Below are 24,105 nucleotides of genomic sequence, written 5' to 3' on the forward strand. Positions count from 1 at the left end.
GGCTGAAGCCTTGAGCTTGACTGAGTTGAATGATGGCGCGCTCTTCGACGCTGAGTTCGGAATAGGACATAGGGGCAGCACCGTACCGGAAAGGTCAGGTGTTGCACTCAGTTTTCGCGGCCGCCGTGCGATAAGTATTTTAGGCGGGTTGATTTTTTTTGGCTGGAATGATTTAAGCCTTCTAGTCCCTTAGCTCTAAAAATGCTTATACGTGACTATTTATAATAATCCAGCAAGGCGATAGCGGGCGTCGTGTGCTGGGGGATGCTCGCGCGGTCGGCCAGGTAGCGCGCCGGCGGTTGGCCGATGGCCTTGCGGAACATGGTGATAAAGCCGCTGGCGTTTTCATAGCCGAGGTCCAGTGCCACCGTCTGCACACTTTCGCCTTTCGCCAGGCGCTGCAGTGACAGGATCACATGCAGTTGCCTGCGCCAGCGGCCGAAACTCAGGCCGATCTCCTCCAGCAACAAGCGCGTCATGCTGCGTTCGCTCATGCCGATGCGTACGGCCCATTCGCCCAGGGTGGCCTTGTCGCTGGGGTTGGCCAGCAAACTGTCAGCCAGGCGCCGCAGCCGAGTGTCCCGGGGCATGGGCAGGTGCAGGGCCTCCACCGGTGCCAGTGCCAGTTCGTCCAGCAGCGTGGCCACCAACCGGCCCTGGGCGCCCTCGGTGTCGTACAGCGGTGGGAAGCTGACGGCCTTGCTGATCAATTCGTGTAACAACGGCGATACCGCCAGGGTGCAGCATTGCCGGGGCAGGGCGCCGGCGGCGTCGGGGTCGACCAACAGACAGTAGACATCCGCTGCCCCCGACCCGCGCGCGGCATGGGAAAGGCCGCCCGGAATCCACAACGCGCACTGGGGGGGCACGATCCAGATACCTTCTTCGATGACGCAATGAATCACCCCGCGCAACGTGTACATCAACTGGCCCTTGCGGTGCTGGTGCGGTGCGTGCTCCCAACTCGCAGAGGTGCTTGAAGCGCTCACTGCAACCACCGCACGGGGAATTGCATCGGCGAGGGCCGGGCGCAAGGGCTCACGGGTTTGGGGTTTGGGGAGCAATGGAACCAAAAACCAACGTAAGCTCTGAATCCCACCGTAAAGGGGCTTTCCGATCTCCAGCTCACCCGCCAGGCATTACTCTCTGATCAGTGCCTCGATGATCGGGCAGATCGTTCCGCCGTCTCCCGCATCACATTGCTGCACCAGTTCGCCTAACAGTTGCTGCATGACGACCAAGTCGGCCATCTTCTGCTCGATCAACGCGAGCTTGCGTGCAGCCCGTGCTCGCGTTTCGGCACAGGCGCACGACTCATCCAGCGTCAGCAGTCCACCGACTTCCGAGAGCGTGAAACCCAGCGCCTGAGCCCGCTTGATGAAACGCAGTCGCTTCACCATGTCCACCGGATAGCGCCGATGGCCACCCAAGGGTTTGGCTGGTTCATCCAGCAGCCCGCGTCGCTGGTAGTAGCGGATCGTCTCGACGTTCACCCCGGCGGCGTCTGCCAGCTTGCCAATGGTCAGCTCTGTGGCCATCACTTTCTCCTTGATTCCGTACTTTGGTACGGAGTTTAGAATAGCACCTAGGCAATCAGGCTCAGGAGATGGGAATGGGGATGCAACTCACCGGGAAAGGCTCGCTGGTCGCGAGTTCGCTGACCGCCATCGGTGCGTCGGTGTGCTGTGTCGGGCCACTGGTGCTGTTGGCACTCGGTGTCGGCGGTACGTGGGTGGGCGCTCTGACCATGATGGAGCCACTACGCCCCCTCTTCATCGGGTTGACTCTACTGTTCCTGGGATTGGCATTCCGCAAGCTCTACCTGGTGCCACAGGTTTGTACGCCAGGTACACCCTGCGCCGATCCGCGCACGCTCGTGCGACAGCGACTCGTGTTCTGGATCGTCAGCGTGCTGCTGCTCGGCCTATTGGCCGTGCCGTGGCTCGCCCCGCTGTTCTACTGAAGGAGATTAACCATGCGCAAACTGCTGATCGCCGTGCTTTTCGCCTTGCCCTTCGTGGCGCTGGCGGCTCCCCCGAAAACCGTCACGCTCGACGTGCAGAACATGACGTGCGGACTCTGTCCGATCACGGTCAAGAAGTCGCTGGAGAAGGTGTCCGGCGTGAGTGACGTCCAGGTCAATTTCGACCAGAAGACGGCGACCGTCACCTACGATCCCGATAAGGCCCAGCCCGAGGCACTGACTGAGGCGACCGCGAACGCGGGATACCCCTCCACAGTGCAGAAGTGAGGTCACGATGAGCGCCATTGTCCTTGAGTCCGTGCTGACTTGCCCGCGCTGCGGCTTCGCCAAGCCGGAAACCATGCCCACGGACGCCTGCCAGTTCTATTACGAGTGCAGCAACTGCAAGGCGCTGCTGCGCCCCAACCCAGGGGATTGCTGCGTTTTCTGTTCGTTCGGCTCGGTGAAGTGCCCGCCGATCCAGCAGCAGCTTGGGTGTTGCTCATAGCGTTTAGGGGGATCACAGGTCGTCGTCTGGATTACGCAGTGGCCGCAGCTCGCCGCGCGCAACTTCTTCCGGTACCGCAAAGGAATACCGCCCGAGCATGTTGATGTGCTCGTAGATCAGCGGCGATAGCCGGGCCAAATCCTCTTCCAGCACTGGATAGCCGTGCTGCTTGAGCCGTTCCACGGCCGCCGTCATGTAGAGGGTGTTCCACAGCACGATGATGTTCACCACCAGGCCCAGAGCACCGAGCTGGTCTTCCTGGCCTTCGCGGTAGCGCTGGCGGAGCTCGCCGCGTTTGCCGTGGAACACGGCGCGGGCCAGGCTGTGCCGGCCTTCGCCTCGGTTCAACTGGGTCAGGGTGGCGCGGCGCTTGGACTCGTCGTCGATATAGGTCAACGTGTGCAGAGTCTTTTCGATCCGCCCGAATTCGGCCAGCGCCTGGGCCAGCCGGGTGGGTCTATCTCCCGTTTGCAGCGTGCGCATGATGCCAGTCGCCGGCACCCGGCCGAGTTTGAGCGAGCCGGCCAGGCGCAGCAGGTCGTCCCAGTGCTCGGCGATCAGGTCGAGTTTGACCGACTGGCGGGCCAGCCCGTTGAGCTTGCCGTAGTCCGCGTCCGGGCGCGTGCGCCAGAAGCGGGTACCGCCGACATCGGCCAGCCGCGGACTGAAGTGGTAGCCAAGTAGGCGGAAGAGCCCGAACACCACATCGCTGTAGGCCCCGGTGTCGGTCATGATTTGCGTCGGCTGCAACTCGGTCTGCTGTTCCAGCACGACCGCCAGCAACACCAGGCTGTCGCGCAGCGTGCCGGGCACGGTGATGGCGTTGAGGCCGGAGAATTGGTCGGAAATCAGGTTGTACCAGGTGACACCCCGGCCGGTGCCGAAATACTTCGGATTGGGGCCGGCATGCACGGTGCGCACCGGTACGACGAAGCGCATGCCATCGGCGGAGGCGACCTCGCCGCCACCCCAGACTTGGGCCAGTTCCAGTTGGCTTTGCGCTCCGACCAGGATGGCGTTAGCCGCTGACAGGGTGTCGTCGCGGATATAATTCTGGCTGACCCAGGACAGCCGGTCACGGCGCAGCGCCGGGTTGTCGGTGCGGATCAAGGGCTCCAGGCCGGTGTTGCAGGCCCCGCCCAACAGCACCGCGCAGAGGCTGGTGACCAGGTTGTCGGCGCGTGCATTGCGTTCGGAGACATGGGTGAAGGCCTCGGAAAAGCCAGTGCGGGCGGCGATTTCCAAGAGGATTTCCGGCAGATCGACACGCGGCATCAGGTCAGACACGGCCGCCCGCAGTTGCAGCAACGAGCAGGGCTCGTCCAGCTTGTCCAGCGCCCCGAGCGACAGTTCGGTCTTGCCCTCGGTGTTCTCGCTCAGTTGAATCGCCGGGTTGTCGGGCAGGCGCGCGGCTACTGCCAGCCAGGTTGCATCCAGCTCGACGGACAAGGCGTCCAGGGTGGTTTTGGCGTCGATGGTCAGGCCCAGTGACCGGCAGATGATCGGTCGCGCCGCCAGCCATTCGGCACCGTCGAGCAGGCCAAGGCGCGGGTCGGCATAGCGCCAACTGGGCGAGACGAAGACATCGCGGCGGCGCAGGGCCGTGCGCAGCGCATCGAGCGTGCAGAACACATAGGCACCCATGTCGAGGGAGCCATCTTCGCGGGTGATGTGCTTCTGCCAAGCCTTGGCCACGATCTCCTGCGGCGCGTCATCCTCTGGCTTCCGGCGCGGCAGGTTCAGTTGCAGCCACTCCAGACTAGCCGCCACGCCCTTGCCGGCCGGGCTGAAGCCGAAGCGGATGTGCTTGAGCAGGTCGGGCAGGAAGCGGCGCACGCTGCGGTAGCGCGCTTCCAATGCAAGAAAATAGACGTCATCTACCGGGCGGATCAGCGCGTTGACCTCTTCCAGGGCCTTTTCCAGGGTGGTCCTCGGCAGGTCGTTGAACAGCCGGGCGCGCACGTTGTCATCGCTGATCGAGCTGTCCAGCACGACCTTGCACGCGGCGGCGAGCGTCGCGGCCGACCGATCCAGGTCTTTCAGGCTGCGCATGCGGGCTTTCTTGTCGGCCTTCTCCGCGTTGCTGAACAGGTCGCGCAGCAAGGCCTCCAGGACTTCCAGTGCGTCGTCGTGCGCAGTCGCCTCCAGGCAGAGTGCGAAGGCCACCAGTGTCGCCATCCGCCGCGACGCCGGCAGCCGATTAATCGCGGTGACCTTGGCCGTGTTGGCGAAGCGGGCCAGGGCGGCGATACGGCTGGGAGGGATGTGCGCCGCCGCCGGCAAGGTGATGCCGATGCCGCGCACGTCATCGAGCCGGCGCAGTGCCCGAATCAACGCGGGGCCACTGACCATGACCGGGCCGGAGCGCAATTGATCCAGCCGGGAGCTGCGGTTGCCTTCGGCCACCGTCAGCAAGTCTTGCAGTTGCAATCGCTGTTCCTCAGTCACGCTGCGGCCCAGCGTAAACCAGAGGCGTTCTTCGACCCGACTGCGCAACTGGGCGATAAAGCGCTCTAGTTGAGACACACCAGGCAGGAGGACTTTCTGTGTGAACAGCCACGAGGTGGCTCGCTCAAACAGCACTCCCGGCCGGTCGGTGCCCGTCCAGCAGAGGGCATACAGCCAGCGGCTCAAGCGAAAGCCGATGCCCGGATCGGTGAAATGACGATAGCCAAAGCGGTTCTGAATATCGGTGGCATGTATCCAGCGGCGATGATCGCTATAGCGCTGGAGGCAGTCGGGGTCTGGAATCGCCAGTTGTCGGCAAAGCACCTGCAGGACTTCCACCGGCACGGCGGCGGGCTTGTCCGGCAGAACGCCAACGAAGCGGACGGTGGTCAGCAGAACGGCATAACCCAGACGGTTATGGTTACCCCGCAGCACCTGGATGGCTTCACGGTCTTCATCGCTCAGGTGGAAGTAACGTTCCAGCTCTTCACGGCTGGGCGAATCAACATAGCGGCCAAAACCGTCGCGTTGCTCTTGAGTCAGAAAACCGACCGGCATTGATCACAGCACCTCGACGCAGAACACGGCGGGCGTGACGATCCGCGTGCGTTCGATGTGCCCGCGTTGCAGCAGGCCGGCGCGGCGATCACCGGTTACCAGGTAGTCCGCATCGCCCGCCAAGGCCATGGCCAGCAAAAACGAGTCATCCGGATCATCGGCTTCGACCTCGATGGTCAGGCGCTCCAGTACCACAGCCCGTTGCAGGTTATTGATCATGGCGCCCACCTTGGCGGGCTGTAGGATGGCCTGAAGCTTGGGATAGCGGCTGGCTCGACGAATTTCATCGAGTTGCATCCGCGAGGTCACCACCTCGAAACGCGCCGCCCGCCAGGCACGGTAGATCGCATCGGGCGCGCCATGTGGCGAGATCAGGGCGCTGAACAGGATGTTGGTATCCAACACGACCCGCATCAGCGCTTACGTGCCCAGTCGAGCGCTTCGTCAACCGCGTTGGTCAATTCTGCCTCACTCAGATGGGCGTTAGCGGCCTTGGCCTGCTCAGCGCTCAGCTCCAGGATGTGTGCCCGTACCGCTTCTTCGATGAAGCGCGACAGGTCGCCCTTACGGCCGCCGCCCTGGCTGGCCAGAAACATCCGAAGCGACTGGTCGGTGTCGGCCGAGACGGCGACATTCCAGCGAATGGTATTCATAGCGTTCTCCGCTAATAGGTGTTTGTGTGTTTATACGCCAATCACAAAGGGCGATGCAATGGTTCGACAAAACGAAGATTTTCCCGCACCGGGTAGAGGTAGGGAAACTGACGGATACCGAGGTGTTTTCGCCGCAATCGCTGGCTGGCGCGCCCTGAAGTCGTTGTGTTTTGCCCGGACCTGAGGTCTCATGGGTCCGGGAAAAACTTGCGGGTAGGGAACAGCACTTGATACGGGAAGAACTGGCGCAATATGGCGGTATCACCGTCATGATTCCGGCCGCAGTGGTGATCGCCGTCTGGCTCTGGTATTCCCGGCCCCAGGCGGTCAAGTGGTGGCTGATGACCATCGCCTGCACCTATTCCATCGTGGCGTTCAGCAAGTTGCTGTTCAAGGGCTGGGGCGTGGCGCTCCAGCAGCTGGATATTGCGGTGCTCAGCGGTCACGCCATGAATACGTCGTTGATGGTGCCCGTGGCGATGAGCCTGGTGGCGCGCCGGGTCAACCCCGAGTGGCGCTGGCCCGCAGCTATCGCCGGGATGTTTATCGCCGGCTGGTTCAGTGCCTATTGCGTGGCACCCTATATTCACCCACTCAACGAAGCACTGGCCGGTGGCTTTTTGGGCGGCATGGCGGCACTGGCGTTTCTGTGGCGCCTTGAGGTGGTTGAAGTGCGGGTTTCCCCATCGTTGATCGGTGGGGGAATGGTGATCCTGTTGTTAAGTGCGATGGCACCCAAGTACAACGCCGAGAAGCTGCTCAACCATGTGGCAGTGGCCGTATCAGGTGCCGACCAGGCCCATCAGGAGCCTTCCTGGCGGACCTCTTCCATGCAGTTGAACGCCGAGTAAGTGGCCAGGTCCAGGGCCAGGTTACTTTCCACCAGCAGCTCCAGCAGCACCGTCTGGCAATTGAAGCGCCGGGCATCGCCACGGCGCTGCGAACGCTTCATCTGCTTGAACAACGTGTCGGTTATGTCCTGCGGTGAGTTGCCGCGCAACTGATCCAGCCAGTGGGACATGATCCGGGTGTTGTGCGCATATTGCTCCGCCGGCAGTTGTTCGTGCGGTGCCAGGCCCACGAAACCTTCAAACGTGTTCGTCAGCCTTTTCAAGGCGTAGGCCCGTTTCAGATCCTCATAAATGCTCATGGCCGCTCCTCGGTGCAGGAAATATTCGCCAATAGTTCGGCCGTCTTCATTTGCATCAGGTGGCTGTCGCCGCGGCTCTCCACGCACAGGCAGATGGACAGGGGATTGCTCACCTGCAACTTGAAGCGCCAGTCGGCGAACACCATTGAAAGCCCGGTACAGGATTCGTCACTGTCCAGGGAATGGCCGGCGTATAACACCTGCATGCGTTCTACAACGGTGGTTGAACTATTAACCTTGACGTGAATGTTTCCCGAAGAAGGAAACAGGCCGATACGCTCTACCAATAGCTTTGAACTTTTCATGGCCGTCCCTCGCTGTTAATTCACGTATTACTTTATTCTCAAGAGGTGAAAAAGTAAGCGGATGTTATTTTTAGTCTGTTATTAAGTTGAATGTTATTTCTTGTCTGTTCAGCGCCGCTATCAGTCACTTCTATGCACTCGGCTGATTTCTGCCAATGGCAAGTTGATGCGTTGTTCCCGTTGCAGGAAGTTCATCAGCAACACCACCCGTTCCTCACCGTCCATGGCCAGGAAGACCGCTTCAAGTTCGGCAAACGGCCCTTCATTGATGCGCACGCTTTCGCCGGGCTGCAACAGGGCGCTCACCACGGCCTGGTGGTCGCGCTCCTGGAGTTCGTCCACCAGCGTGTCGCTGATGGGCAACGGGTGCGCGCCGAATGCCACCACCCGCGACACACCGCGGGTCGAGCGCAGTGAGCTCCAGCTGTCCTGCTGGCTCATTTGAATGAACAGATAGCCGGGAAACAACGATTCACGGGTGGTCCTGCACTGGCCCTTCAACAGCCGTTCGCGTTTATAGGTAGACCGGAAGCAGGTATAGCCCTGGCGCTGGAGGTGCTCCTCGGCGCGCTCGTCCTGCCGGGATTTGCACTGGACCAGGTACCAGGCTTTGTTGGCATTTGCGCTCATGGGAGTTCCTCTTCCTATATAGGGCGATACGTGACAAGGCTGTAATTTAAAGCCGGTGGGGGTGACGAAGTAATGAATGTTATAAATTGTCGGGTTGAAGGCGGTGGTTGTTATTTTTCGTCCGGAGATAATTTTGGGGGAAGTAAGGGTTACGTGTTAATAAATACTGCCGTGAAGTAATGAAGTTGAAGAGGTTGCTTCATGGGGCCTGAATTCATAGAATAAGCGCAACGCTTGAAACGAGAGGCAGAGAGCCAGCCACCGGTAGAATCCAGGCTCTCACACCGAAGGATTCAAGCGCAGATGACTACGCATTACCGGCAGCTGACTCAGGGACAACGTTACCAGATTGAGGCTGGCTTGAGCGCCGCAGAGAGCCAGGCGAGCATTGCAAAGCGGGTCGGCGTGCATCCCTCGACGATCAGTCGCGAGGTTCGCCGCAACAGCACCCAGAATATCTACAAGGCTGTTTCTGCGGCCCATGAAAGTGATGCTCGTCGAGCGGGTGCGCGCAAGTTTTGCAAGCCGGCGACATGGCTCAGCCATCATCTCCCGGTGTGGCTCAAGCATGGCATGAGTCCGGAGCAGATCGCCCAGCGGTTGAAGCAGGAGCAGCCAAGCCGGGCGGTCAGCCATGAGTGGATTTATCGGTTCATTGCCGCCGAACAGCGCGCCGGTGGTGAGCTTTATACCTATCTGCGACATCGCCGAAAGCGCTACCGGAAACGCTATGGAAGCCACGATCGGCGCGGGCAGCTGCGTAATCGCGTGTCAATCAGTGAACGCCCAGCCGAGGTCGAAAGCCGCGAGCGCCTGGGGGACTGGGAGGGCGATACGGTACATGGACTGGGCGGTAACCTGGTGACCCTGGTTGATCGCAAAAGCGGCTATCTGAGCGCCTATCCGGTCAAGCGCAGAACGCGCCGGCAGGTAACGCGGGCGATCAATCTGATGCTTCAGGGCCATGCCGCTCACACGCTGACGCTGGATAACGGAAGGGAGTTTGCCGGGCATGAACGCATCGCGCTACGGAGCCAGTGCCAGGTCTTTTTTGCAGACCCCTATTCATCCTGGCAACGTGGCACCAATGAAAACACCAACGGTCTGCTCCGCCAGTATTTCCCCAAGGGCAGCGACTTCAGCAAGCTGACCGTCGAAGCCGTCAATCGGACAGTAGCGAGGATCAATCTACGCCCGCGCAAGCGCTTGGGCTGGAAGACGCCGTACGAAGTGCATACAGGGGTGAGCGTTGCACTTATGTGTTGAATTCAGGGGGTAATGGATGGCCCGGGGATAGTGCCTTGTTTAAAAGAGTGTTGATTGTCTGTATTGGCAATATTTGCCGTAGTCCCACCGCGGAAAGTCTTTTGCGTGGCGCACTCCCGTGCTCCGATATCAAGATCAGTTCTGCAGGTATTGCCGCGTTGGTCGGCAAGCCGATTGAAACCACCGCCCGTGCGGTACTCGAAGCCCACGGTCATCCGGCCGACAAGCACCAGGCCACCCAGTTGGCGCCACAGGCGATCAGTGAAGCCGACCTGATCCTTGTCATGGAACGACAGCACATCAATGCCGTACTCAGCATGGCGCCCGAGGCACGAGGCAAGGTCTTGCTGCTGGGCAAATGGCAAAACGAGCGAGAGATCAGCGACCCGTACCGTCAAGGCAAGGCCGCGTTTGTGCACGCTTATGCGTTGATCGAAGAAGCTGTAAACGCATGGGCGCAGCGTCTTGCACGCTGATCGCCACTCCTTTTTGAATCGAAATAAAGGCTAAGAATCCGACTTATGCAGCAAACGCCAGCAGTCACCGTACAGGAAGACGATAACGGGGAGATTGATCTCCTCGGTCTGTTTGGAACACTGATCGACCATAAATGGCTGATCGCTGCGGTGACCGGTGCCTTTATGGTCACTGGCGCCGCCTATGCGGTGCTGGCAACCCCGGTCTACCAGGCGAATGCCCTGCTGCAGGTCGAAGCGAAAAAGAACGACTTGCTGGGCTTCTCGGACATCGGCGGGATGCTGGGCAAGGAGTCGCCGTCGGCCACCGAGATCGAGCTGATCCAGTCCCGCTACGTGATTGGCAAAACCGTCGACAACCTGAAACTCGATATCGTCGTACAGCCGATGTACTTCCCGGTAGTGGGTGAGTTCCTGGCGCGCCGCTTCCAGAAGGCCAACCCCGGTGCAATCGCCGAGCCGCTGCTGGGCCTGGACAGCTTCGCCTGGGGCGGCGAGTCGCTGAAGATCTTCAAGCTGGACCTGCCCGACGGGCAATTGGGCAAGAAGCTGACCCTGACCGTGGGTGAAAACGCGCACTACACCCTGGTGGATGAAGATGACCAGGTGCTGGCGGCCGGCGAGGCCGGGCAGCCGTTCGAGCAAAATGGCGTGGCATTCCAGATTGAAGAACTGCGCGCCAAGCCCGGCACGCGTTTCCGGGTGATCCGCAATGCGCGACTGACCAGCATCCTCGACTATCAGGAGAACCTGGATGTGGTCGAGCGAGGGAAGGAGTCGGGCATGATCGGCCTGGCGCTGGAAAGCACCGAGCCGGACCAGGCGATCAAAATCCTCAATCAGATCGCGGCGATCTACGTGCGGCAGAACGTGGAGCGCACCTCGGCTGAGGCGGCGCAAAGCCTGGCGTTTCTCAAGGAGCAACTGCCGGAGGTCAAGAAGGACCTGGAAAAAGCCGGGAAGGCCTTGAATGAATACCAGACCCGCAGCAAGTCGGTGGACATCACCCTGGAAACCAAGGCGATTCTCGACCAGATCGTGGGCCTCGATACCAGCATCTCCGAGCTGAAGCTGCAACAGGCCGAGATGGACCGCAAGTTCACCCGCCAGCATCCCGCGTATCGCGCATTGCTGACTCAGATCGGCGAGCTGACCAGCAAGCAGCAGAGCCTGGCGAGCCGGGTCGAGAGCCTGCCTTCCACCCAACAGGAACTGCTGAGCCTCACCCGGGATGTCGAGGTCGGCACGGCCATTTACACCCAGTTGCTCAACAAGTCCCAGGAACTCGATGTGATGCGCGCGGGCACCGTGGGCAACGTGCGCCTGATCGACACCGCAGACGTCAATTTCTTCAAGCCGATCAAGCCGAAAAAGATCCTCATCGTGCTGATCGCGACGCTGCTGGGCGGCTTCCTGGCGGTGGCGCTGGTGCTGCTGCGCAAGGCGCTGAACCGTGGCCTGGAAAGCCCCGAGGCCATCGAGCAACTGGGCTTGCCGGTGTACGCGTCGATTCCGTACAGCACGCTGCAAAAGGTCGAAGAAGACAAAATCACCCGCGGGCGTGGGCGTGCCGATGCCGGTTCTTCATTGCTGGCCATCAGTCACCCCACGGACCTGGCAGTGGAGGCCTTGCGCAGTTTGCGCACCAGTTTGCACTTCGCGATGCTCGAGGCGCCGAATAACCGGATCATGATTTCCGGCCCCAGCCCCGAGGTGGGTAAAACCTTTGTCTCGGTGAACCTGGCGGCGGTCATCGCGCAAACCGGGCAGCGCGTGTTGTTGATTGACGTGGATATGCGACGGGGCTACCTGCACAAAGTGCTGGGTGTGCCGGCCAAGGATGGGCTTTCCGACATCCTCTCCAATCAATGCACCCTTGAATCCGCCATCCACAAAACCGGCATTGAAAACCTCGACATCATCAGCCGCGGGCAAATACCGCCGAATCCTTCCGAGCTGCTGATGCACCGCAACCTGACCGAACTGTTGGCGCAGGTCAGCGAACGGTATGACCTGGTGATTCTGGATACGCCACCGCTCTTGGCCGTGACCGACGCAGCCATCGTGGGACGGCAATCGGGGACCAACCTGATCGTCACCCGCTATGGCTTGAACCCGGCAAAAGAGATCGAGCACACCATGCGCCGATTTGCCCAGAACGGCATCGTGCTCAGGGGCGCGATCTTCAACGGCGTTGAAAAGAAAGCGTCGGCCAAATATGGCTACGGCAACTATGGGTATTACCAGTACGAGTACCAGGCTGATCGGAGCTGATTCACCACTGTAATTGCAGGATAGAGGTCACGTTTTCAGGAAATGAACGAAAAATCCTGGGGCGGTAGCGTGCCAAATTCAAATCAGCATAAAGAATACCCAGCCATGTTTTACCTGTTATCCCTTATCGCGCTGTCAGCGGGTTTGCTCGCGGCGAAAAATCCAAAATACTCAATCGTAGTATTCGGGATAATGCTGGCTGTTATTCCCACGGGTAACTCCTACAGCGAAATAATCTCGCTCAAGGGTATCTACTTCTTTGACTTTTATATCGTGGGCGGGCTGGGCGCACTGCTGATCCGGCAGGTGGCTACACAGAAGAAACAATTGACGGTGCCGGGCGGCCTGCTTTTTGGGTGCGGGCTGTATGTGGTGTTACTCGCCTGCGGCCTGCTGGAGTCCTCGAACAAGTACCTGTTGAAGGATGTTCGGCCGTTTATAATGATCCTGTCATTTATCGTGCTCTCGAACATCGCGACCCTTGCCGCAAAAACGCTGAAGTTGCAGACAGTGCTCCTGCTATTGATCGCGATGACCGCCTTCAATGTGCTGGACATTGCCTGGTTACGCTTGGGCTTGTACAAGTTTCAAGACGTCTACTATGAAGAAAACGCCTACCGCTACCTGGACGGCGGTACGTACGCCGCCGTGGCCTATCTGATTTATTACTTCATAGACCCACGGCTGTTCGAACACAGGAAAAAGCTCGCAAGCATTTGCCTGGCCACTTCATTCATCTGTTTGTTCATTGCCAACTCTCGCTTCATCTTTGTCTCGGTGTTTGCGGCGATCATCATCCACCAATACACCCGGCCGGCCCGCATGATAGGCGTTGCCCTGGCCGGGGCGGTGGTGCTGATGGCGTTCATTGGCATCAGCAATATGATCGGGGCTGATCGAATCAATGATGGTTTGTCGTCCGAAGGCATGGCCGCCCAATTGGCCACGCGCTTCAGCCCGGCGCTGGAGTTGATCCGCGGCATGAACCCGCTGCATTACTTTGTGGGACTGGGCGCGGGCACGCCGTTCGAGATTCCCTGGTTCGAGTACCGTGGCCTCGATGACAAGAACTCGAATATCGACAGTGCCTACCTAACCTACTTCGTTAAGTACGGGCTGATCGGCGTGTACTTGCTGTACGTGTTCATTACCTCGATTACCCAGCACATGAACAGCCGGGTGGCGGTTTCGATCGCCATCTTTCTGGGGGTGATGTTCGTTGTCTCGGCCACGCCTTATCAGCCGTACGCCATCGGTATCGCGTATGGCGCGATTGTGCTGCGGGTCTGTTCCGAACACACCGCCAGGCAACGCAAAAAGACCCTCAAGCCTGGCCTGCCGCTGATAACCACACCCTTGCAGGTGAATGCCGGATGAACAGCACACTGTTGAAAAAGTTCGTGTCCAGTACGGCATGGAGTTTCGTTTCTGCCGTGGCCACCAAAGTGTCGGTGGTGATCACCGGCATCCTGGTTGCCCGCGTATTGGGTGCGCAATCGTTTGGCGAGTATGGCTTGATCCAGAGCGCGATTGTGATGCTTGCCAACGTCGCCGCCCAAGCCACCACCACGGCGACGGCCAAGCATATCGGGCAGTTCAAGGAGACCTGTCCCGAGAAGACCGGCAGGGGCATCGCGCTGACGTTGCTGTTCTCGGTTGTGTTCAGCGGGATGATCATCGGGACAGCGCTGTTTTTCCCGCACTTTTTCTCCAGCGTTATCCTGGGGGCAGACAGCCTCAGCGCTGCATCGCTGATCGTATTGAGCACCATCACGTTGATTATCCTGTCGGGATGGACCCAGGGCTGCCTGACCGGTTGGGGCCAATACCGGACAATCGCGACCATCAACGGAATCATTGCGATTGTCGCGATCCCGGCGACGTACTTCCTGACCCTGCAGTTCCGACTCAACGGTGCGCTGCTGGGCTTGGCCGGTTCTCAATTGCTGATCGTGTTCTTCAGCGCACTGGCCTGCTGGAAGACTATGAAGGCCCGAAATACCACGCTGAGTTTCAAAGGTGCAATGACTGAAAAGCACGCAGTGCTGTCGGTTGGCCTGCCGGTATTGCTGACGGGGTTGATGGTCGCCCCGATGAACTGGTTCGCCAACAAGCTGCTGGCGGAAACAACTAACGGCCTTGCCGCATTGGGCATGTACGCCGCCGCGATGCAATGGAACGCGATCTTTTCCCATGTTTCCGTGGTGTTGGGCTCTGTGCTGGTGCCGATGCTGGCCGCCGCGCTGGGCGGTAAAAGCCGCAAGTTGGACGCCTTGAACTTTCTGTCGGGCTGGCTGGTGGTGTTGGTGATCATACAGCCGGTGATCATGTTCCCCGAGTTGCTGGCCAAACTGTATGGCAGCAGTTTCCTGGGGCGGGATTTTGAAGTGACATTAGTCCTGGTAATCCTGGGTTCGCTGCTCAGTGCATTCAAGTCCGGTATTTCAAGAAAGATGATCGTGATGAACCTGGCCTGGTTCAGTGTGATGAGTAACATTCTATGGGGAGTGTTATTCATTGCCGGAGCACTGTGGCTTCGGGAAGAAGGTGCAATCGGGATTGCCAAGGCATTTATCGGCTCGCAGTTTATTCACTTCCTGCTGGGACTGCCGTATTTCGTCTACAAGAAGATATTACCTCTGGAGTTGCTCGTATCTCCCAGGATCCTGATCTTGTGGACATTGCCTCTCATCAGTTTCATATCAAGCGCCTACGTCGAAAGTGTGCTGTATCGATTGATGATCATGGCGCTGATATTTATCTACATTCTCGCAACAACGTTTGCCTTGAATGCCGTGTTTAATGACCCCGTGGAAAATGGAAGCCCAGCATGAATGTCAGCAAAGTATATATCCGGGGGGCATACGGTCCTGGTAATTTGGGTGATGACGTATTAATGCTATGCGTGATCAATATTCTGAAAAAACGCTTTAAGGAATCGGATATAGCGGTGGGTGTCGATCATCCGCAGATCGCCAGGAACTTCAACCCGCGTATCAAGTGGCTGCACATCAAGGAGCCGGTCAAGGCTGACCTGGTGGTGTTGGGCGGTGGGGGCCAGTTCTTCTCGTTTATCCCACCGGCCAAAGAGGCGGCTGCCAACAAAGGCATCGTGGCGAAGCTGTGCAAGAGCATCAAGGCGCAGACCGACCTGAAGTCCACGCTTCTGCGTTTGTATGTCGGGTTGCGCGGTGGTGTCGACAGGATCTATTTCCACCGGCGCCTGGCAGCGTTCTGCATTGGCCTGGGCCCCTTCGATGGCGGCGGCAAGCTGCTGACCCGCGCCGTCAGCGTGATCAATCGCTGTGACTACATTTCCGTGCGGGACGGTACCAGCCAGCAGCATTGCAAGGCCTTCGGAAAGTCCGACGTCGAGGTGTACACCGACCCCAGCCTGCTTTCCGACCTGTGGATCTCCAGCAAAGACCTGGAGGTCGGCAGCCTCAAGAAGGGCAAGTACCTGTCCTTCATCCTGCGCGACTGGCCCCATGACGCGAACGGGCAACAGTTCATCAAGGCGATGGTCCAGGCCGCGGATGAGCTCGCCAAGCGTGGCGAGCAGGTACGCCTGGTCTCGCTGTACAAGGAACGTGACCAGCACCTGATCGACAAGTACCACAGGTTCGAATGGTTGTGCTGGGACGCGGCGGGCGATACGCCCGAAACCTTCATGGCGAAACTGATCGTCGAGTCCGACGTGATCATCAGCGCCCGTGCACACGGTGTACTGTTGCCGGCTTCCCTGGGCTTTCCCACCATCGCGGTTGAAATCGAAAACAAGCTGAAAAAAGTCCATGAAATGCTGCCGCAGGGCACCCGGCTGGTCAGCACCCCAGACCCTGAGGTGATCAAGGCCACCATCAGCGAATTCCGGCAATCCAAGGCGCAAATGGCCGAGCACCTCAAGCAGGAGATCGCCCAGCGTTCTTCCCTTGCGCAAAAAGCGGTCGACGACTTTTTGAAATGGGTCGATGAAAAATAAAGTGGAGGGGCAACCGACGTGAAAAAGACAGCCTCGACGCTACTCATTGTGGCGTTCGCCCTGCAGGTAGCTGCCAGCGGCGCATCTGAGTTGAACGACCGTTGCGAGCCAGGCATCAAGAACATCTACCCGTCACTGCCGGACATTTCGCAGATGGCCGACGGGCCCCAGGCGCAAAGCAGCATAAAGGGCAGGGCCAATCTGACGAACAAGGCCTACAGCCAAAAGATCAAGGACATTGCCGTGCATTTTCCGGCCGGCTCCTATGACCCGGGTTCGATGGTGCGGCTTGGGTTGCCCTACGGCGGCATTGAATTCAAATCCCCATTGCCGCAACCGGGCAGGGAATGCCTGGTACTGACCTATGAGTTGAAGTTCGACAGGAATTTCGACTTTGTAAAAGGCGGCAAGCTCCCGGGCCTCTACGGTGGCACCGGCAATACGGGCGGCAAGATACCGAACGGCCATGACGGCTTTTCCACGCGCTACATCTGGAAAGAAAAGGGCGCCGGCGCCATTTACGCGTATTTGCCCACCAGTAAAACCTGGGGCACGGCAGTCGGGTTGGGTTCCTGGATCTTTACGGTGGGGCAATGGCACAGGTTGGAGCAACTGGTGAAGTTGAATACGCCGGGGCAGGCCGACGGTGTGATTTCCATTTGGTACGACAACCAGCTGGTGCACTCGGAAACCGGGCTGACGTTTAGAGACACGCCGGAGATCACCATCGACGGCTTGCTGTTTTCGACGTTCTTCGGTGGCAATAACCCGTCTTTCGCCACGCCGGTGAGTACCAATATCCGCTTCAGGAATTTTGTGATGAGTTCACAGCGCGTAACGGATACTGCAGGGCAGGGCGAGTAGATGAAGAACCTGAAACTGAACATCAAGAAGGCCGCTGTTGCGCTGTTCAATACGCTGCTCAGCCTGGCGTTGTTTTTCAATCTGCGACGCGCGTTGCTCCGGGCAACCGGATGCCGGGTGGGCGCCCGGACTACGATCCACCGCAACGTGGTGTTTTTCTCCTTCGGCAACTTCTCGGTCGGGAAAAACTGCACGGTCAATTACGACTGCTACCTGGATAGCCGGGCGGGCATCCGCATCGGCGACAACGTCAATATTTCCCATAACACCCGGATTTATACGCTGGGCCACGATATTGATGACCCCATGAGTTGCCTGGTGGGGAAGCCGGTGTTGATTGAAGACAATGCCTGGATCTTTCCCAATGTGATGGTGATGCCAGGCGTCACCATCGGAACAGGCGCGGTTGTTTATCCGGGCAGTGTGGTCACGCGCAACGTTGCAGCGTATTCGATCGTGGGAGGCAATCCGGCCAAACATATCCGCTTCAGAAACAACACCATTCGATACAACGCCGACTTTCCGATCTGGTTTGCAGTGTAAGCAATCTCACTGGCCCCACCTTTATTTATGCAGGACTCTGACGTGAAATCATTAATGATTGCATGGATTGGCTATCAACGACGCGCCGATACCATGAAGCAATACTGGGCGTATGACATTCTGCATCTGCCCAACCAGTTCAAGAAGAAATCCGCGCGGCCGCTGGATTACTTGATCAAGTCGTTTAAAACCCTGAAGACCCTGTTGGCCGGTTCGCCTGACGTGCTGTGGGTGCAGTTGCCGCCGAGCCCGGTATTGCATATAGCACTGGCCTACAAGTTTATATTCAACCGGCGGCTGAAGATTATCGCCGATGCCCACAACAGCCTGTTGCGCAAACAATGGATAGGCTTTCCGGGCACGGTAGCGCTGTTGAATAGAATCGATGCCGTCGTCGTTCATAATTTTAAAGTCAAAGAAGAGTTGGCCGGCCTGGGCGTCAAGGACACCAATATCTTTATCCTGGAAGACTTGCCGTGTGACTTTCACGCGGCGCCCGCCAGTGAGCGCGAGACACCCTATGTACTGTTTCCGTGCTCGTTTGATATCGATGAACCGATCGAGATCGTGATCAACGCCGCCCGCGAAATGCCCGGTGTCGACTTCCTGATCACCGGCAAGCATCAGGGCAAGCTCTCCGAGGAACTCGTGGCGTCACTCCCCGAGAACATCAAGCTGACCGGCTTCCTCAGCAAGGCGACCTTTGAACAGCTGCTGTGCCACGCGAATGTGGTGCTCGGCCTGACCACCCGCGACAACGTCCAACTGAGCGTGGCCAACGAAGCGGTCAGCGCCGGCAGGCCGATGGCGCTTTCGAATACCACGGTACTGCGCTCGTTGTTTTCCGAGGCGGCGGTGTTTGTCGACACCCTGGACCCGCTGTCCATCAAGGCCGGCGTCGCGCAGCTCATCGCCAATCAAGAAACCTATAAAGAGAAATCGGCCTTGCTCAAAGCCAAGCGAATAACCCGCTGGAAAGGCCAGGCCCAACTGTTAAGAACTGCCGCCACTATTTAATGATGTCTATTACACCTGACAGGAAGGGAACCGTCATGAGTCAATCAAGTGATGTTTTATTGATTTGTTCTGGAGGTGGGCACTGGGTACAAATGAGCAAGTTGCTGCCTGCCTTCGACGGTCAAAAAGTTACCATCGCCACCGTGGATATCAGCATTGGCTCGCAGTATCCAACCCATGCCTTCGCGCAAGTCCCGGACTTTAATCGCAGTGAACCGTTGAAGATCATCAAGGGCTTTTGCCAGATCTTTGCGATCGTTTACCGCAGCAAGGCCAGGTACGTGATCTCCACCGGGGCGGCACCGGGGTTGCTGGGGCTGGTCGCGGGAAAACTGATGGGCAAAAAGACCCTGTGGATCGACAGCATTGCCAATCCCAAGAAGCTCTCGTTGTCCGGCAGGATCGCTGTGTATTTTGTCGATGAGTTGCTGACCCAGTGGCCCACGCTGTCGCAAAACAGCCGCGCCCAATATAAAGGGAGGATTGTATAAATGATATTTTGCAGCGTTGGCACTCAAGCACCCTTTGAAAGAATGCTCGGCTACTTGCATGAGTGGAGTCATGCAAACCCGCAGGTCCCGATTGTTGCCCAGGTGGGCAATAACGAAAATGACCTGGGGCGCATTACGGCTTATAAGACCATCGCCGAGCCGCTGTTTTCCAAGAACTTCAATGCGTCAAAGGTGATTGTTTCCCATGCAGGCATGGGCAATATCATTCGCTCCCTTGAACTGGGCAAACCGATTGTTATTGTCCCGCGCGACAGTCGGCGCGGTGAACACATCAATAATCACCAGTACGACACCGCCGAAAACTTTTCAGACCTTCCCTCTGTGTTTATCGCCCATGATAAAGATGCGTTCTTTTCGGCGATTGATTCGGCGCTTAACTACAGCAGTACCGAAAGTTCACTGGACTTTACCGAAAGGGACCGCTTGATCAGTTATGTGAAGTCATTCACTTCTTAAGTTTCGGCTGTTTGTCAATCCGCTCTTATTGCCTTTAATCATCGAGTAATCGTTATGATCCCAGTTATATTGTCTGGCGGTTCAGGCACGCGCCTGTGGCCGCTTTCAAGAGCGCTTAAACCAAAGCAGTTTATTGCGCTGCACGGTGACTTGAGTTTGTTTCAAGCCACCTTGGATCGCATCAAGAACCTGTCGATAGAGGGCGAGACCGTCAGCCCGCCGATCATTGTGTGCAACGAAGAACACCGTTTCATCGTGGCCGAGCAAAGTCGATCACTGGACGTGATCCCGCAGAAAATCCTCCTTGAGCCGACCGCCCGCAACACCGCCCCGGCGATTGCGGCGGCAACCCTGTCGGCGCTGGTGGATGGGGACGATCCGATCCTGCTGGTGCTGGCGGCGGACCATGTGATCGGCGATACCCAAGCGTTTAATGCGGCCTTGACACTGGCCAAGGTGGAAGTCAACAAAGGCAAGATCGTCACCTTCGGGGTTGTGCCCACCAAGCCGGAGACCGGCTACGGCTATATCCGTACTCAAGCGGCTGCGGTGGACGGCGCCGCGCATGTCGATGCCTTCGTGGAAAAGCCCGACCTGGCGACCGCGCAAGGCTACCTGGAACAAGGCAACTACTTCTGGAACAGCGGCATGTTCATGTTCCGCGCCTCGGTGATGAAGGCCGAGCTGGAGCGCCTGAGCCCGGAGATCATGGTGGCCGCGGAACTGTCCCTCTCCAACGCGGCCCATGACCAGGATTTCACCCGGCTCAGCCAGGTGGATTTTGTGAACGCACCCAACGTGTCGATCGATTACGCGGTGATGGAAAAGACCCACATCGCGTCGGTGGTCATCCTCGATTCGCCGTGGAGCGACCTGGGTGCCTGGGACTCAGTGTGGGAAGCGGGCCTCAAGGATCAGAACCAGAACTGCACCCTGGGCGACGTGCTGCTGCAGGACGTCACCAACAGCTATGTGCATGCCAGCCACCGCCTGGTCACGGTTGCAGGGATCAATGATGTGGTGGTCGTCGAGACCGCCGACGCGATCCTGGTGACCACCAAGGATCACGCGCAAGACGTCAAGAAAATAGTCGCGCAGCTGACTGAAAAGCACCGGATCGAGAGCACCAGCCACCGCGAAGTCTATCGGCCGTGGGGCAAATATGACTCGGTGGACCAGGGCTATCGGTACCAGGTGAAGCGGATCACGGTGAAGCCGGGGCACAAGCTGTCGGTGCAACTGCACCACCACCGGGCCGAGCACTGGATCGTGGTGTCCGGCACCGCGAATGTGCAAATCGCCGACAAGCAAGTGCTGCTGACCGAGAACCAGTCCACCTACATCCCCATTGGCGTTGTGCACTCCCTCGAAAACCCGGGGCGAATCCCGCTGGAGCTGATTGAAGTCCAATCGGGTTCGTACCTGGGCGAAGACGACATCATCCGCTTTGAAGACCGCTATGGCCGCCTCGAGCTTGTTTAAAGGAAGATTGAAATGAATGTAACTGTATTTGGAATCGGCTATGTGGGTCTGGTGCAGGCAGCGGTGCTGGCCGACGCGGGGCATGAGGTGTGTTGTGTCGACGTGGACGCGACTAAAGTCGAGAACCTCAAGGCCGGCATTATTCCGATCTTTGAGCCCGGGCTGAGTGCGCTCGTCCAGAAGAACCATGATGCCGGACGCTTGCACTTCACCACCGACGCCGCGCAAGGCGTGCGGCATGGAGAGGTGCAGTTCATCGCCGTGGGCACCCCGCCTGATGACGATGGCAGCGCCGACATCAAGTACGTGCTCTCCGTTGCCGCGACTATTGCGCTCAACATGACCGAGCCGAAGATTATCGTTAACAAGTCCACGGTGCCGGTGGGGACGGCGGACAAGGTCCGGGCGAAGGTGTCCGAGGTGTTGACGTCGCGGGGGCTCGAGGTGGAGTTCCACGTGATCTCGAACCCCGAGTTCCTCAAGGAAGGTTCGGCGGTCGCCGACTGCACCCGGCCCGACCGGATCATTATCGGCAGCGACAGCAGTTACGCCGTGGACCGCATGCGGGAGCTGTATGAACCCTTCAACCGCAACCACGAAAAGATCATCACGATGGACATCAGGAGTGCCGAGCTGACCAAGTACGCGGCCAATTGCCTGCTGGCCACCAAGATTTCCTTCATGAATGAAATGGCCAATTTCGCCGAACGCTTGGGCGCCGACATTGAGGCGGTTCGTAAAGGCATTGGCTCCGATCCACGGATCGGCTACGACTTTATCTACCCAGGCTGCGGTTATGGCGGCTCGTGCTTCCCGAAAGATGTGCAGGCGCTGGAGCGCACCGCGTCGTCGATCGGCTATCAGGCAACGCTGTTGTCTGCCGTCGAGGAAGTCAACAAGCGCCAGAAGCAGCACCTGTTCGGGCATATTCACCACCACTTCGGCGGCCAGCTGGAGGGCAAGACCTTCGCCATCTGGGGCCTGGCCTTCAAGCCCAATACGGATGACATGCGCGAGGCCTCGAGCCGCGTGTTGATCGAACAACTGCGCAGCGTGGGTGCCCGGGTCCAGGCATTCGACCCCGAAGCGATGGCCGAGACCCAGCGCATTTACGGGATGAACGAAGACCTGTTGCTGATGGGCACCAAGGAAGCGGCGTTGCAAGGTGCCGATGCGCTGGTGATCGTGACCGAATGGCGGGAGTTCAAGGCCCCGGACCTGGACTTGATAAAAGAAAAACTGAGCACGCCGGTGATCTTTGACGGCCGCAATATATTTGATCCGCAGCGTATGAAAGCCAATGGTTTCGAGTATTACGGTATTGGTCGCGGGTTATCGGTACGCCCCGTTGTTTAATCCTGACGATTATTAACATTGGTGGTTTGAGCTATCCACAAGTGAGATGATTTCGAGGAGGTTAAGTGCGTGATCCAACAGGATCTTTGCGCAGTTTGCATAGCCTGTTTATCTCCGTTCCATCACTACGCCCTTATTGCATTATTTGATAAGGGGTAAATATCGAGAAGGAGTCTGATATGAGGAAAATACTGTTGGCCGGCGTGCTGGCCTTTAGCAGTACTGCGGCATTGGCGGCAGGTGAAGTCGCGAGCGAGGCCTTGAGCGATGCGGCCGGCGCGAGCGAGCCCCTGTCGTTGAGCACCCCGCTCGTGGGCGGCGTGACGCTCGGTGAAACCGTCGGGGTCGGTACCGCGGTAGTCGGCGCTGCGGCGGCGGCTTCCAACTCGGGCGGCAGTTCCAATGGCGGTACTTCCGGCACCGGCGGCACCACCGGTACAGGCGGTACCACCGGTACCAACTAATAACCCGCAATGTGTGTTGTTCAAGATCACCCGGAACTTCTGGGTGATCTTTTTTAGACTCGCCCTCGACTAGCGTAGTGCCATTATGATTCGTAGGTTACCTGTTCTTTTGCTGGCAAGTTTCAGCTTGCACGGCTGCATGTTTTCGCCTGGTCAACATATGGACACCAGTCAAATGTCCAGTGAGGGTTCTTCCGAAAGTACTCGGGTAGAGTTGATTCCCATCACCCCCAAATTGATTGCCATGGATGCCGCCACGCATGTTCGTGAATCGGTGCCGGCGGAACTGTTGTCTTATGTGCCCGGTGGCTATCGCGTCGGTGCCAATGACCTGTTGTTTATCACGGTCTGGGACCATCCCGAGTTGACGGCACCGTCCGGGCCGCAACAGCAGATCGACGCCAACGGGCGCCTGGTTCGCCCCGATGGCACGTTGTTTTATCCGTATATCGGCAACGTCCCGGTGGCCGGCAAGACCATCGAAGAGCTGCGGGCCTTTATCGCCGGGCGCTTGTCGCAATTTATTGAAAGCCCACAGGTCGACGTCAGTGTCCTGCGGTTTGCCAGCCAGACAGTGGTGGTGACCGGGGCGGTAATCAAGGCCGGGCAACAGCCGATCACCACCACACCATTGAGCGCCGTCGAGGCCATTGGGGCCGCCGGTGTCGACCCCACGAATGCCGACCTCTCGAGCCTGACCCTGACGCGCGACGGCCGTGAGTACACGCTTGACCTGGACAGCCTCAATCGCCAGGGCTCGCAACTGCAGGGCATCTACCTCAAGGGCGGCGACCGGTTGTACCTGCCCTATAACGACCAGAAACGTGTCTACCTGATGGGCGAAGTCAATCAGCCCCGAGCCCTGAGCTTCAAGGGCAAGTCGATCAACCTGACCGATGCCCTGGGTACCGTAGGCGGCTTGAACCAGACCACTTCCAATGGCAATGCGGTCTATGTGATTCGCGGCGTGGACAACCTGGAAGCCGAACCGGCCAAGGTGTTCCAGCTCGATGCCCAGTCACCGTCCGCGCTGGTGCTGGCCACCCGGTTCGACTTGCAACCCCAGGACATCGTGTACGTCGGGCCGGCCGGCGTGACGCGCTGGAACCGCCTGATCAGCCAGTTGCTGCCGACCGCCAGTGCCATTGGAATTGGTGCCCGATCGGCCAATGACCTCAGCGAAGTCAACAGCAGATAA

28 protein-coding genes are annotated in these 24,105 nt (G+C 58.5%); 20 read left to right on the forward strand and 8 right to left on the reverse strand.

Annotated elements, in window-relative coordinates; translation table 11 throughout:
* Positions 1 to 193, forward strand: a 193-nt coding sequence (locus tag JJD66_RS28180; protein WP_234452331.1) for a hypothetical protein, incomplete at its 5' end; no start/stop codon positions are given.
* A gap of 22 nt (positions 194 to 215) precedes the next feature.
* Here the strand turns inward: JJD66_RS28180 and JJD66_RS24945 are convergent.
* Both JJD66_RS24945 and merR read right to left on the reverse strand, forming a co-directional pair.
* Positions 216 to 1,064, reverse strand: a complete 849-nt coding sequence (locus JJD66_RS24945; protein ID WP_200649280.1) for an AraC family transcriptional regulator — start codon at positions 1,062 to 1,064, stop codon at positions 216 to 218.
* Positions 1,065 to 1,139: 75 nt separating this feature from the next.
* Positions 1,140 to 1,538, reverse strand: coding sequence for an Hg(II)-responsive transcriptional regulator (merR, locus tag JJD66_RS24950; RefSeq protein ID WP_003089120.1), 399 nt, complete (start codon positions 1,536 to 1,538; stop codon positions 1,140 to 1,142).
* A gap of 74 nt (positions 1,539 to 1,612) precedes the next feature.
* Between merR and JJD66_RS24955 the strand changes: the two genes are divergently transcribed.
* From JJD66_RS24955 to JJD66_RS24965, 3 genes are read left to right on the forward strand one after another with little or no spacing between them, the layout of a single operon-like run.
* Complete coding sequence (locus JJD66_RS24955) at positions 1,613 to 1,963, forward strand: mercuric transporter MerT family protein (RefSeq protein WP_003089115.1); 351 nt, start codon at positions 1,613 to 1,615, stop codon at positions 1,961 to 1,963.
* Positions 1,964 to 1,975: 12 nt separating this feature from the next.
* Entirely contained in the window at positions 1,976 to 2,251 is a 276-nt protein-coding gene (gene merP, locus JJD66_RS24960) for a mercury resistance system periplasmic binding protein MerP (RefSeq protein WP_003150552.1), read from the forward strand.
* Between the two features lie 7 nt (positions 2,252 to 2,258).
* Positions 2,259 to 2,471, forward strand: coding sequence for a GDCCVxC domain-containing (seleno)protein (locus JJD66_RS24965; RefSeq protein ID WP_003089113.1), 213 nt, complete (start codon positions 2,259 to 2,261; stop codon positions 2,469 to 2,471).
* A gap of 12 nt (positions 2,472 to 2,483) precedes the next feature.
* Here JJD66_RS24965 and JJD66_RS24970 read toward each other — a convergent pair whose 3' ends face one another.
* Genes JJD66_RS24970 through JJD66_RS24980 form a run of 3 tightly spaced genes read right to left on the reverse strand, consistent with a single transcriptional unit; the run spans position 2,484 to position 6,130 of the window.
* Positions 2,484 to 5,477: a Tn3 family transposase gene (locus JJD66_RS24970; protein WP_003299771.1), complete on the reverse strand. Its 2,994-nt coding sequence runs from the start codon at positions 5,475 to 5,477 to the stop codon at positions 2,484 to 2,486.
* 3 nt (positions 5,478 to 5,480) lie between these two features.
* Positions 5,481 to 5,891 (reverse strand): putative toxin-antitoxin system toxin component, PIN family, encoded by a 411-nt coding sequence (locus JJD66_RS24975; RefSeq protein WP_003150546.1) that lies wholly within the window; start codon positions 5,889 to 5,891, stop codon positions 5,481 to 5,483.
* Entirely contained in the window at positions 5,891 to 6,130 is a 240-nt protein-coding gene (locus JJD66_RS24980; protein ID WP_003089107.1) for a ribbon-helix-helix domain-containing protein, read from the reverse strand. The genes JJD66_RS24975 and JJD66_RS24980 overlap by 1 nt, the downstream gene beginning before the upstream one ends.
* 227 nt (positions 6,131 to 6,357) lie before the next feature.
* Here JJD66_RS24980 and JJD66_RS24985 point away from each other — a divergent pair, with 227 nt between their 5' ends.
* Positions 6,358 to 6,981 (forward strand): hypothetical protein, encoded by a 624-nt coding sequence (locus tag JJD66_RS24985; protein WP_200649281.1) that lies wholly within the window; start codon positions 6,358 to 6,360, stop codon positions 6,979 to 6,981.
* Here JJD66_RS24985 and JJD66_RS24990 read toward each other — a convergent pair.
* The 3 genes from JJD66_RS24990 to rfaH form a co-directional block, all read right to left on the reverse strand.
* A complete protein-coding gene (locus JJD66_RS24990) occupies positions 6,933 to 7,280 on the reverse strand; it encodes a hypothetical protein (protein ID WP_200649282.1) in 348 nt (115 codons plus the stop codon). The two genes, JJD66_RS24985 and JJD66_RS24990, sit on opposite strands and share 49 nt — an antisense overlap.
* On the reverse strand, positions 7,277 to 7,585 hold the full coding sequence (locus JJD66_RS24995) for a hypothetical protein (protein WP_023658750.1): 309 nt from the start codon (positions 7,583 to 7,585) through the stop codon (positions 7,277 to 7,279). The genes JJD66_RS24990 and JJD66_RS24995 overlap by 4 nt, the downstream gene beginning before the upstream one ends.
* Before the next feature lie 120 nt (positions 7,586 to 7,705).
* Entirely contained in the window at positions 7,706 to 8,215 is a 510-nt protein-coding gene (gene rfaH, locus JJD66_RS25000) for a transcription/translation regulatory transformer protein RfaH (protein ID WP_200649283.1), read from the reverse strand.
* A 303-nt stretch (positions 8,216 to 8,518) separates the two neighbouring features.
* Here rfaH and JJD66_RS25005 point away from each other — a divergent pair, with 303 nt between their 5' ends.
* From JJD66_RS25005 to JJD66_RS25075, 15 genes are all read left to right on the forward strand, one after another.
* Positions 8,519 to 9,481, forward strand: coding sequence for an IS30-like element ISPpu17 family transposase (locus JJD66_RS25005; protein WP_004577240.1), 963 nt, complete (start codon positions 8,519 to 8,521; stop codon positions 9,479 to 9,481).
* Between the two features lie 35 nt (positions 9,482 to 9,516).
* Entirely contained in the window at positions 9,517 to 9,957 is a 441-nt protein-coding gene (locus JJD66_RS25010; RefSeq protein WP_032899408.1) for a low molecular weight protein-tyrosine-phosphatase, read from the forward strand.
* Between the two features lie 45 nt (positions 9,958 to 10,002).
* Positions 10,003 to 12,231, forward strand: coding sequence for a polysaccharide biosynthesis tyrosine autokinase (locus tag JJD66_RS25015; RefSeq protein ID WP_200649284.1), 2,229 nt, complete (start codon positions 10,003 to 10,005; stop codon positions 12,229 to 12,231).
* 105 nt (positions 12,232 to 12,336) lie between these two features.
* On the forward strand, positions 12,337 to 13,608 hold the full coding sequence (locus tag JJD66_RS25020) for a DUF6369 family protein (RefSeq protein ID WP_200649285.1): 1,272 nt from the start codon (positions 12,337 to 12,339) through the stop codon (positions 13,606 to 13,608).
* A complete protein-coding gene (locus JJD66_RS25025) occupies positions 13,605 to 15,065 on the forward strand; it encodes an oligosaccharide flippase family protein (RefSeq protein ID WP_200649286.1) in 1,461 nt (486 codons plus the stop codon). The genes JJD66_RS25020 and JJD66_RS25025 overlap by 4 nt, the downstream gene beginning before the upstream one ends.
* Positions 15,062 to 16,213, forward strand: coding sequence for a polysaccharide pyruvyl transferase family protein (locus JJD66_RS25030; RefSeq protein WP_023658752.1), 1,152 nt, complete (start codon positions 15,062 to 15,064; stop codon positions 16,211 to 16,213). Before JJD66_RS25025 ends, JJD66_RS25030 begins: the two co-directional genes overlap by 4 nt.
* A gap of 18 nt (positions 16,214 to 16,231) precedes the next feature.
* A complete protein-coding gene (locus JJD66_RS25035; protein WP_325167117.1) occupies positions 16,232 to 17,077 on the forward strand; it encodes a polysaccharide lyase in 846 nt (281 codons plus the stop codon).
* Positions 17,078 to 17,620: an acyltransferase gene (locus JJD66_RS25040; protein ID WP_200649287.1), complete on the forward strand. Its 543-nt coding sequence runs from the start codon at positions 17,078 to 17,080 to the stop codon at positions 17,618 to 17,620.
* 54 nt (positions 17,621 to 17,674) lie between these two features.
* A complete protein-coding gene (locus JJD66_RS25045; protein ID WP_087694223.1) occupies positions 17,675 to 18,637 on the forward strand; it encodes a hypothetical protein in 963 nt (320 codons plus the stop codon).
* Positions 18,638 to 18,729: 92 nt separating this feature from the next.
* The gene (locus tag JJD66_RS25050) at positions 18,730 to 19,128 is read left to right on the forward strand and encodes a polysaccharide biosynthesis protein (RefSeq protein ID WP_003211350.1); all 399 of its coding nucleotides are present in this window, start codon (positions 18,730 to 18,732) and stop codon (positions 19,126 to 19,128) included.
* Positions 19,129 to 19,605 carry a glycosyltransferase gene (locus JJD66_RS25055; protein WP_200649288.1) on the forward strand — a complete coding sequence of 159 codons (477 nt, stop codon included), beginning with the start codon at positions 19,129 to 19,131 and terminating at the stop codon, positions 19,603 to 19,605.
* Positions 19,606 to 19,659: 54 nt separating this feature from the next.
* On the forward strand, positions 19,660 to 21,087 hold the full coding sequence (locus JJD66_RS25060; RefSeq protein WP_200649289.1) for a mannose-1-phosphate guanylyltransferase/mannose-6-phosphate isomerase: 1,428 nt from the start codon (positions 19,660 to 19,662) through the stop codon (positions 21,085 to 21,087).
* Positions 21,088 to 21,099: 12 nt separating this feature from the next.
* Complete coding sequence (locus JJD66_RS25065; RefSeq protein WP_003211357.1) at positions 21,100 to 22,443, forward strand: UDP-glucose dehydrogenase family protein; 1,344 nt, start codon at positions 21,100 to 21,102, stop codon at positions 22,441 to 22,443.
* Between the two features lie 179 nt (positions 22,444 to 22,622).
* A complete protein-coding gene (locus JJD66_RS25070; RefSeq protein ID WP_003211359.1) occupies positions 22,623 to 22,907 on the forward strand; it encodes a hypothetical protein in 285 nt (94 codons plus the stop codon).
* 85 nt (positions 22,908 to 22,992) lie between these two features.
* Positions 22,993 to 24,105, forward strand: a complete 1,113-nt coding sequence (locus JJD66_RS25075; RefSeq protein ID WP_143495494.1) for a polysaccharide export protein — start codon at positions 22,993 to 22,995, stop codon at positions 24,103 to 24,105.

The sequence above is a fragment of the Pseudomonas sp. MF6751 genome, assembly GCF_016613265.1.
Lineage (GTDB): Bacteria > Pseudomonadota > Gammaproteobacteria > Pseudomonadales > Pseudomonadaceae > Aquipseudomonas > Aquipseudomonas fluorescens_BV.

What these genes read in the sequence shown, in the direction of transcription:
- JJD66_RS24970 (WP_003299771.1), bottom strand. Translation starts at nt 5,477, where the DNA reads ATGCCGGTCGGTTTTCTGACTCAAGAGCAACGCGACGGTTTTGGCCGC.
- JJD66_RS25015 (WP_200649284.1), top strand. Translation starts at nt 10,003, where the DNA reads ATGCAGCAAACGCCAGCAGTCACCGTACAGGAAGACGATAACGGGGAG.
- JJD66_RS25045 (WP_087694223.1), top strand. Translation starts at nt 17,675, where the DNA reads ATGATTGCATGGATTGGCTATCAACGACGCGCCGATACCATGAAGCAA.
- merP (WP_003150552.1), top strand. Translation starts at nt 1,976, where the DNA reads ATGCGCAAACTGCTGATCGCCGTGCTTTTCGCCTTGCCCTTCGTGGCG.
- JJD66_RS25005 (WP_004577240.1), top strand. Translation starts at nt 8,519, where the DNA reads ATGACTACGCATTACCGGCAGCTGACTCAGGGACAACGTTACCAGATT.
- JJD66_RS25025 (WP_200649286.1), top strand. Translation starts at nt 13,605, where the DNA reads ATGAACAGCACACTGTTGAAAAAGTTCGTGTCCAGTACGGCATGGAGT.
- rfaH (WP_200649283.1), bottom strand. Translation starts at nt 8,215, where the DNA reads ATGAGCGCAAATGCCAACAAAGCCTGGTACCTGGTCCAGTGCAAATCC.
- JJD66_RS25040 (WP_200649287.1), top strand. Translation starts at nt 17,078, where the DNA reads ATGAAGAACCTGAAACTGAACATCAAGAAGGCCGCTGTTGCGCTGTTC.
- JJD66_RS24980 (WP_003089107.1), bottom strand. Translation starts at nt 6,130, where the DNA reads ATGAATACCATTCGCTGGAATGTCGCCGTCTCGGCCGACACCGACCAG.
- JJD66_RS25020 (WP_200649285.1), top strand. Translation starts at nt 12,337, where the DNA reads ATGTTTTACCTGTTATCCCTTATCGCGCTGTCAGCGGGTTTGCTCGCG.
- JJD66_RS25055 (WP_200649288.1), top strand. Translation starts at nt 19,129, where the DNA reads ATGATATTTTGCAGCGTTGGCACTCAAGCACCCTTTGAAAGAATGCTC.
- JJD66_RS24990 (WP_200649282.1), bottom strand. Translation starts at nt 7,280, where the DNA reads ATGAGCATTTATGAGGATCTGAAACGGGCCTACGCCTTGAAAAGGCTG.
- JJD66_RS25030 (WP_023658752.1), top strand. Translation starts at nt 15,062, where the DNA reads ATGAATGTCAGCAAAGTATATATCCGGGGGGCATACGGTCCTGGTAAT.
- JJD66_RS25060 (WP_200649289.1), top strand. Translation starts at nt 19,660, where the DNA reads ATGATCCCAGTTATATTGTCTGGCGGTTCAGGCACGCGCCTGTGGCCG.
- JJD66_RS24975 (WP_003150546.1), bottom strand. Translation starts at nt 5,891, where the DNA reads ATGCGGGTCGTGTTGGATACCAACATCCTGTTCAGCGCCCTGATCTCG.
- merR (WP_003089120.1), bottom strand. Translation starts at nt 1,538, where the DNA reads ATGGCCACAGAGCTGACCATTGGCAAGCTGGCAGACGCCGCCGGGGTG.
- JJD66_RS25075 (WP_143495494.1), top strand. Translation starts at nt 22,993, where the DNA reads ATGATTCGTAGGTTACCTGTTCTTTTGCTGGCAAGTTTCAGCTTGCAC.
- JJD66_RS24995 (WP_023658750.1), bottom strand. Translation starts at nt 7,585, where the DNA reads ATGAAAAGTTCAAAGCTATTGGTAGAGCGTATCGGCCTGTTTCCTTCT.
- JJD66_RS25070 (WP_003211359.1), top strand. Translation starts at nt 22,623, where the DNA reads ATGAGGAAAATACTGTTGGCCGGCGTGCTGGCCTTTAGCAGTACTGCG.
- JJD66_RS25050 (WP_003211350.1), top strand. Translation starts at nt 18,730, where the DNA reads ATGAGCAAGTTGCTGCCTGCCTTCGACGGTCAAAAAGTTACCATCGCC.
- JJD66_RS24965 (WP_003089113.1), top strand. Translation starts at nt 2,259, where the DNA reads ATGAGCGCCATTGTCCTTGAGTCCGTGCTGACTTGCCCGCGCTGCGGC.
- JJD66_RS25065 (WP_003211357.1), top strand. Translation starts at nt 21,100, where the DNA reads ATGAATGTAACTGTATTTGGAATCGGCTATGTGGGTCTGGTGCAGGCA.
- JJD66_RS24955 (WP_003089115.1), top strand. Translation starts at nt 1,613, where the DNA reads ATGGGGATGCAACTCACCGGGAAAGGCTCGCTGGTCGCGAGTTCGCTG.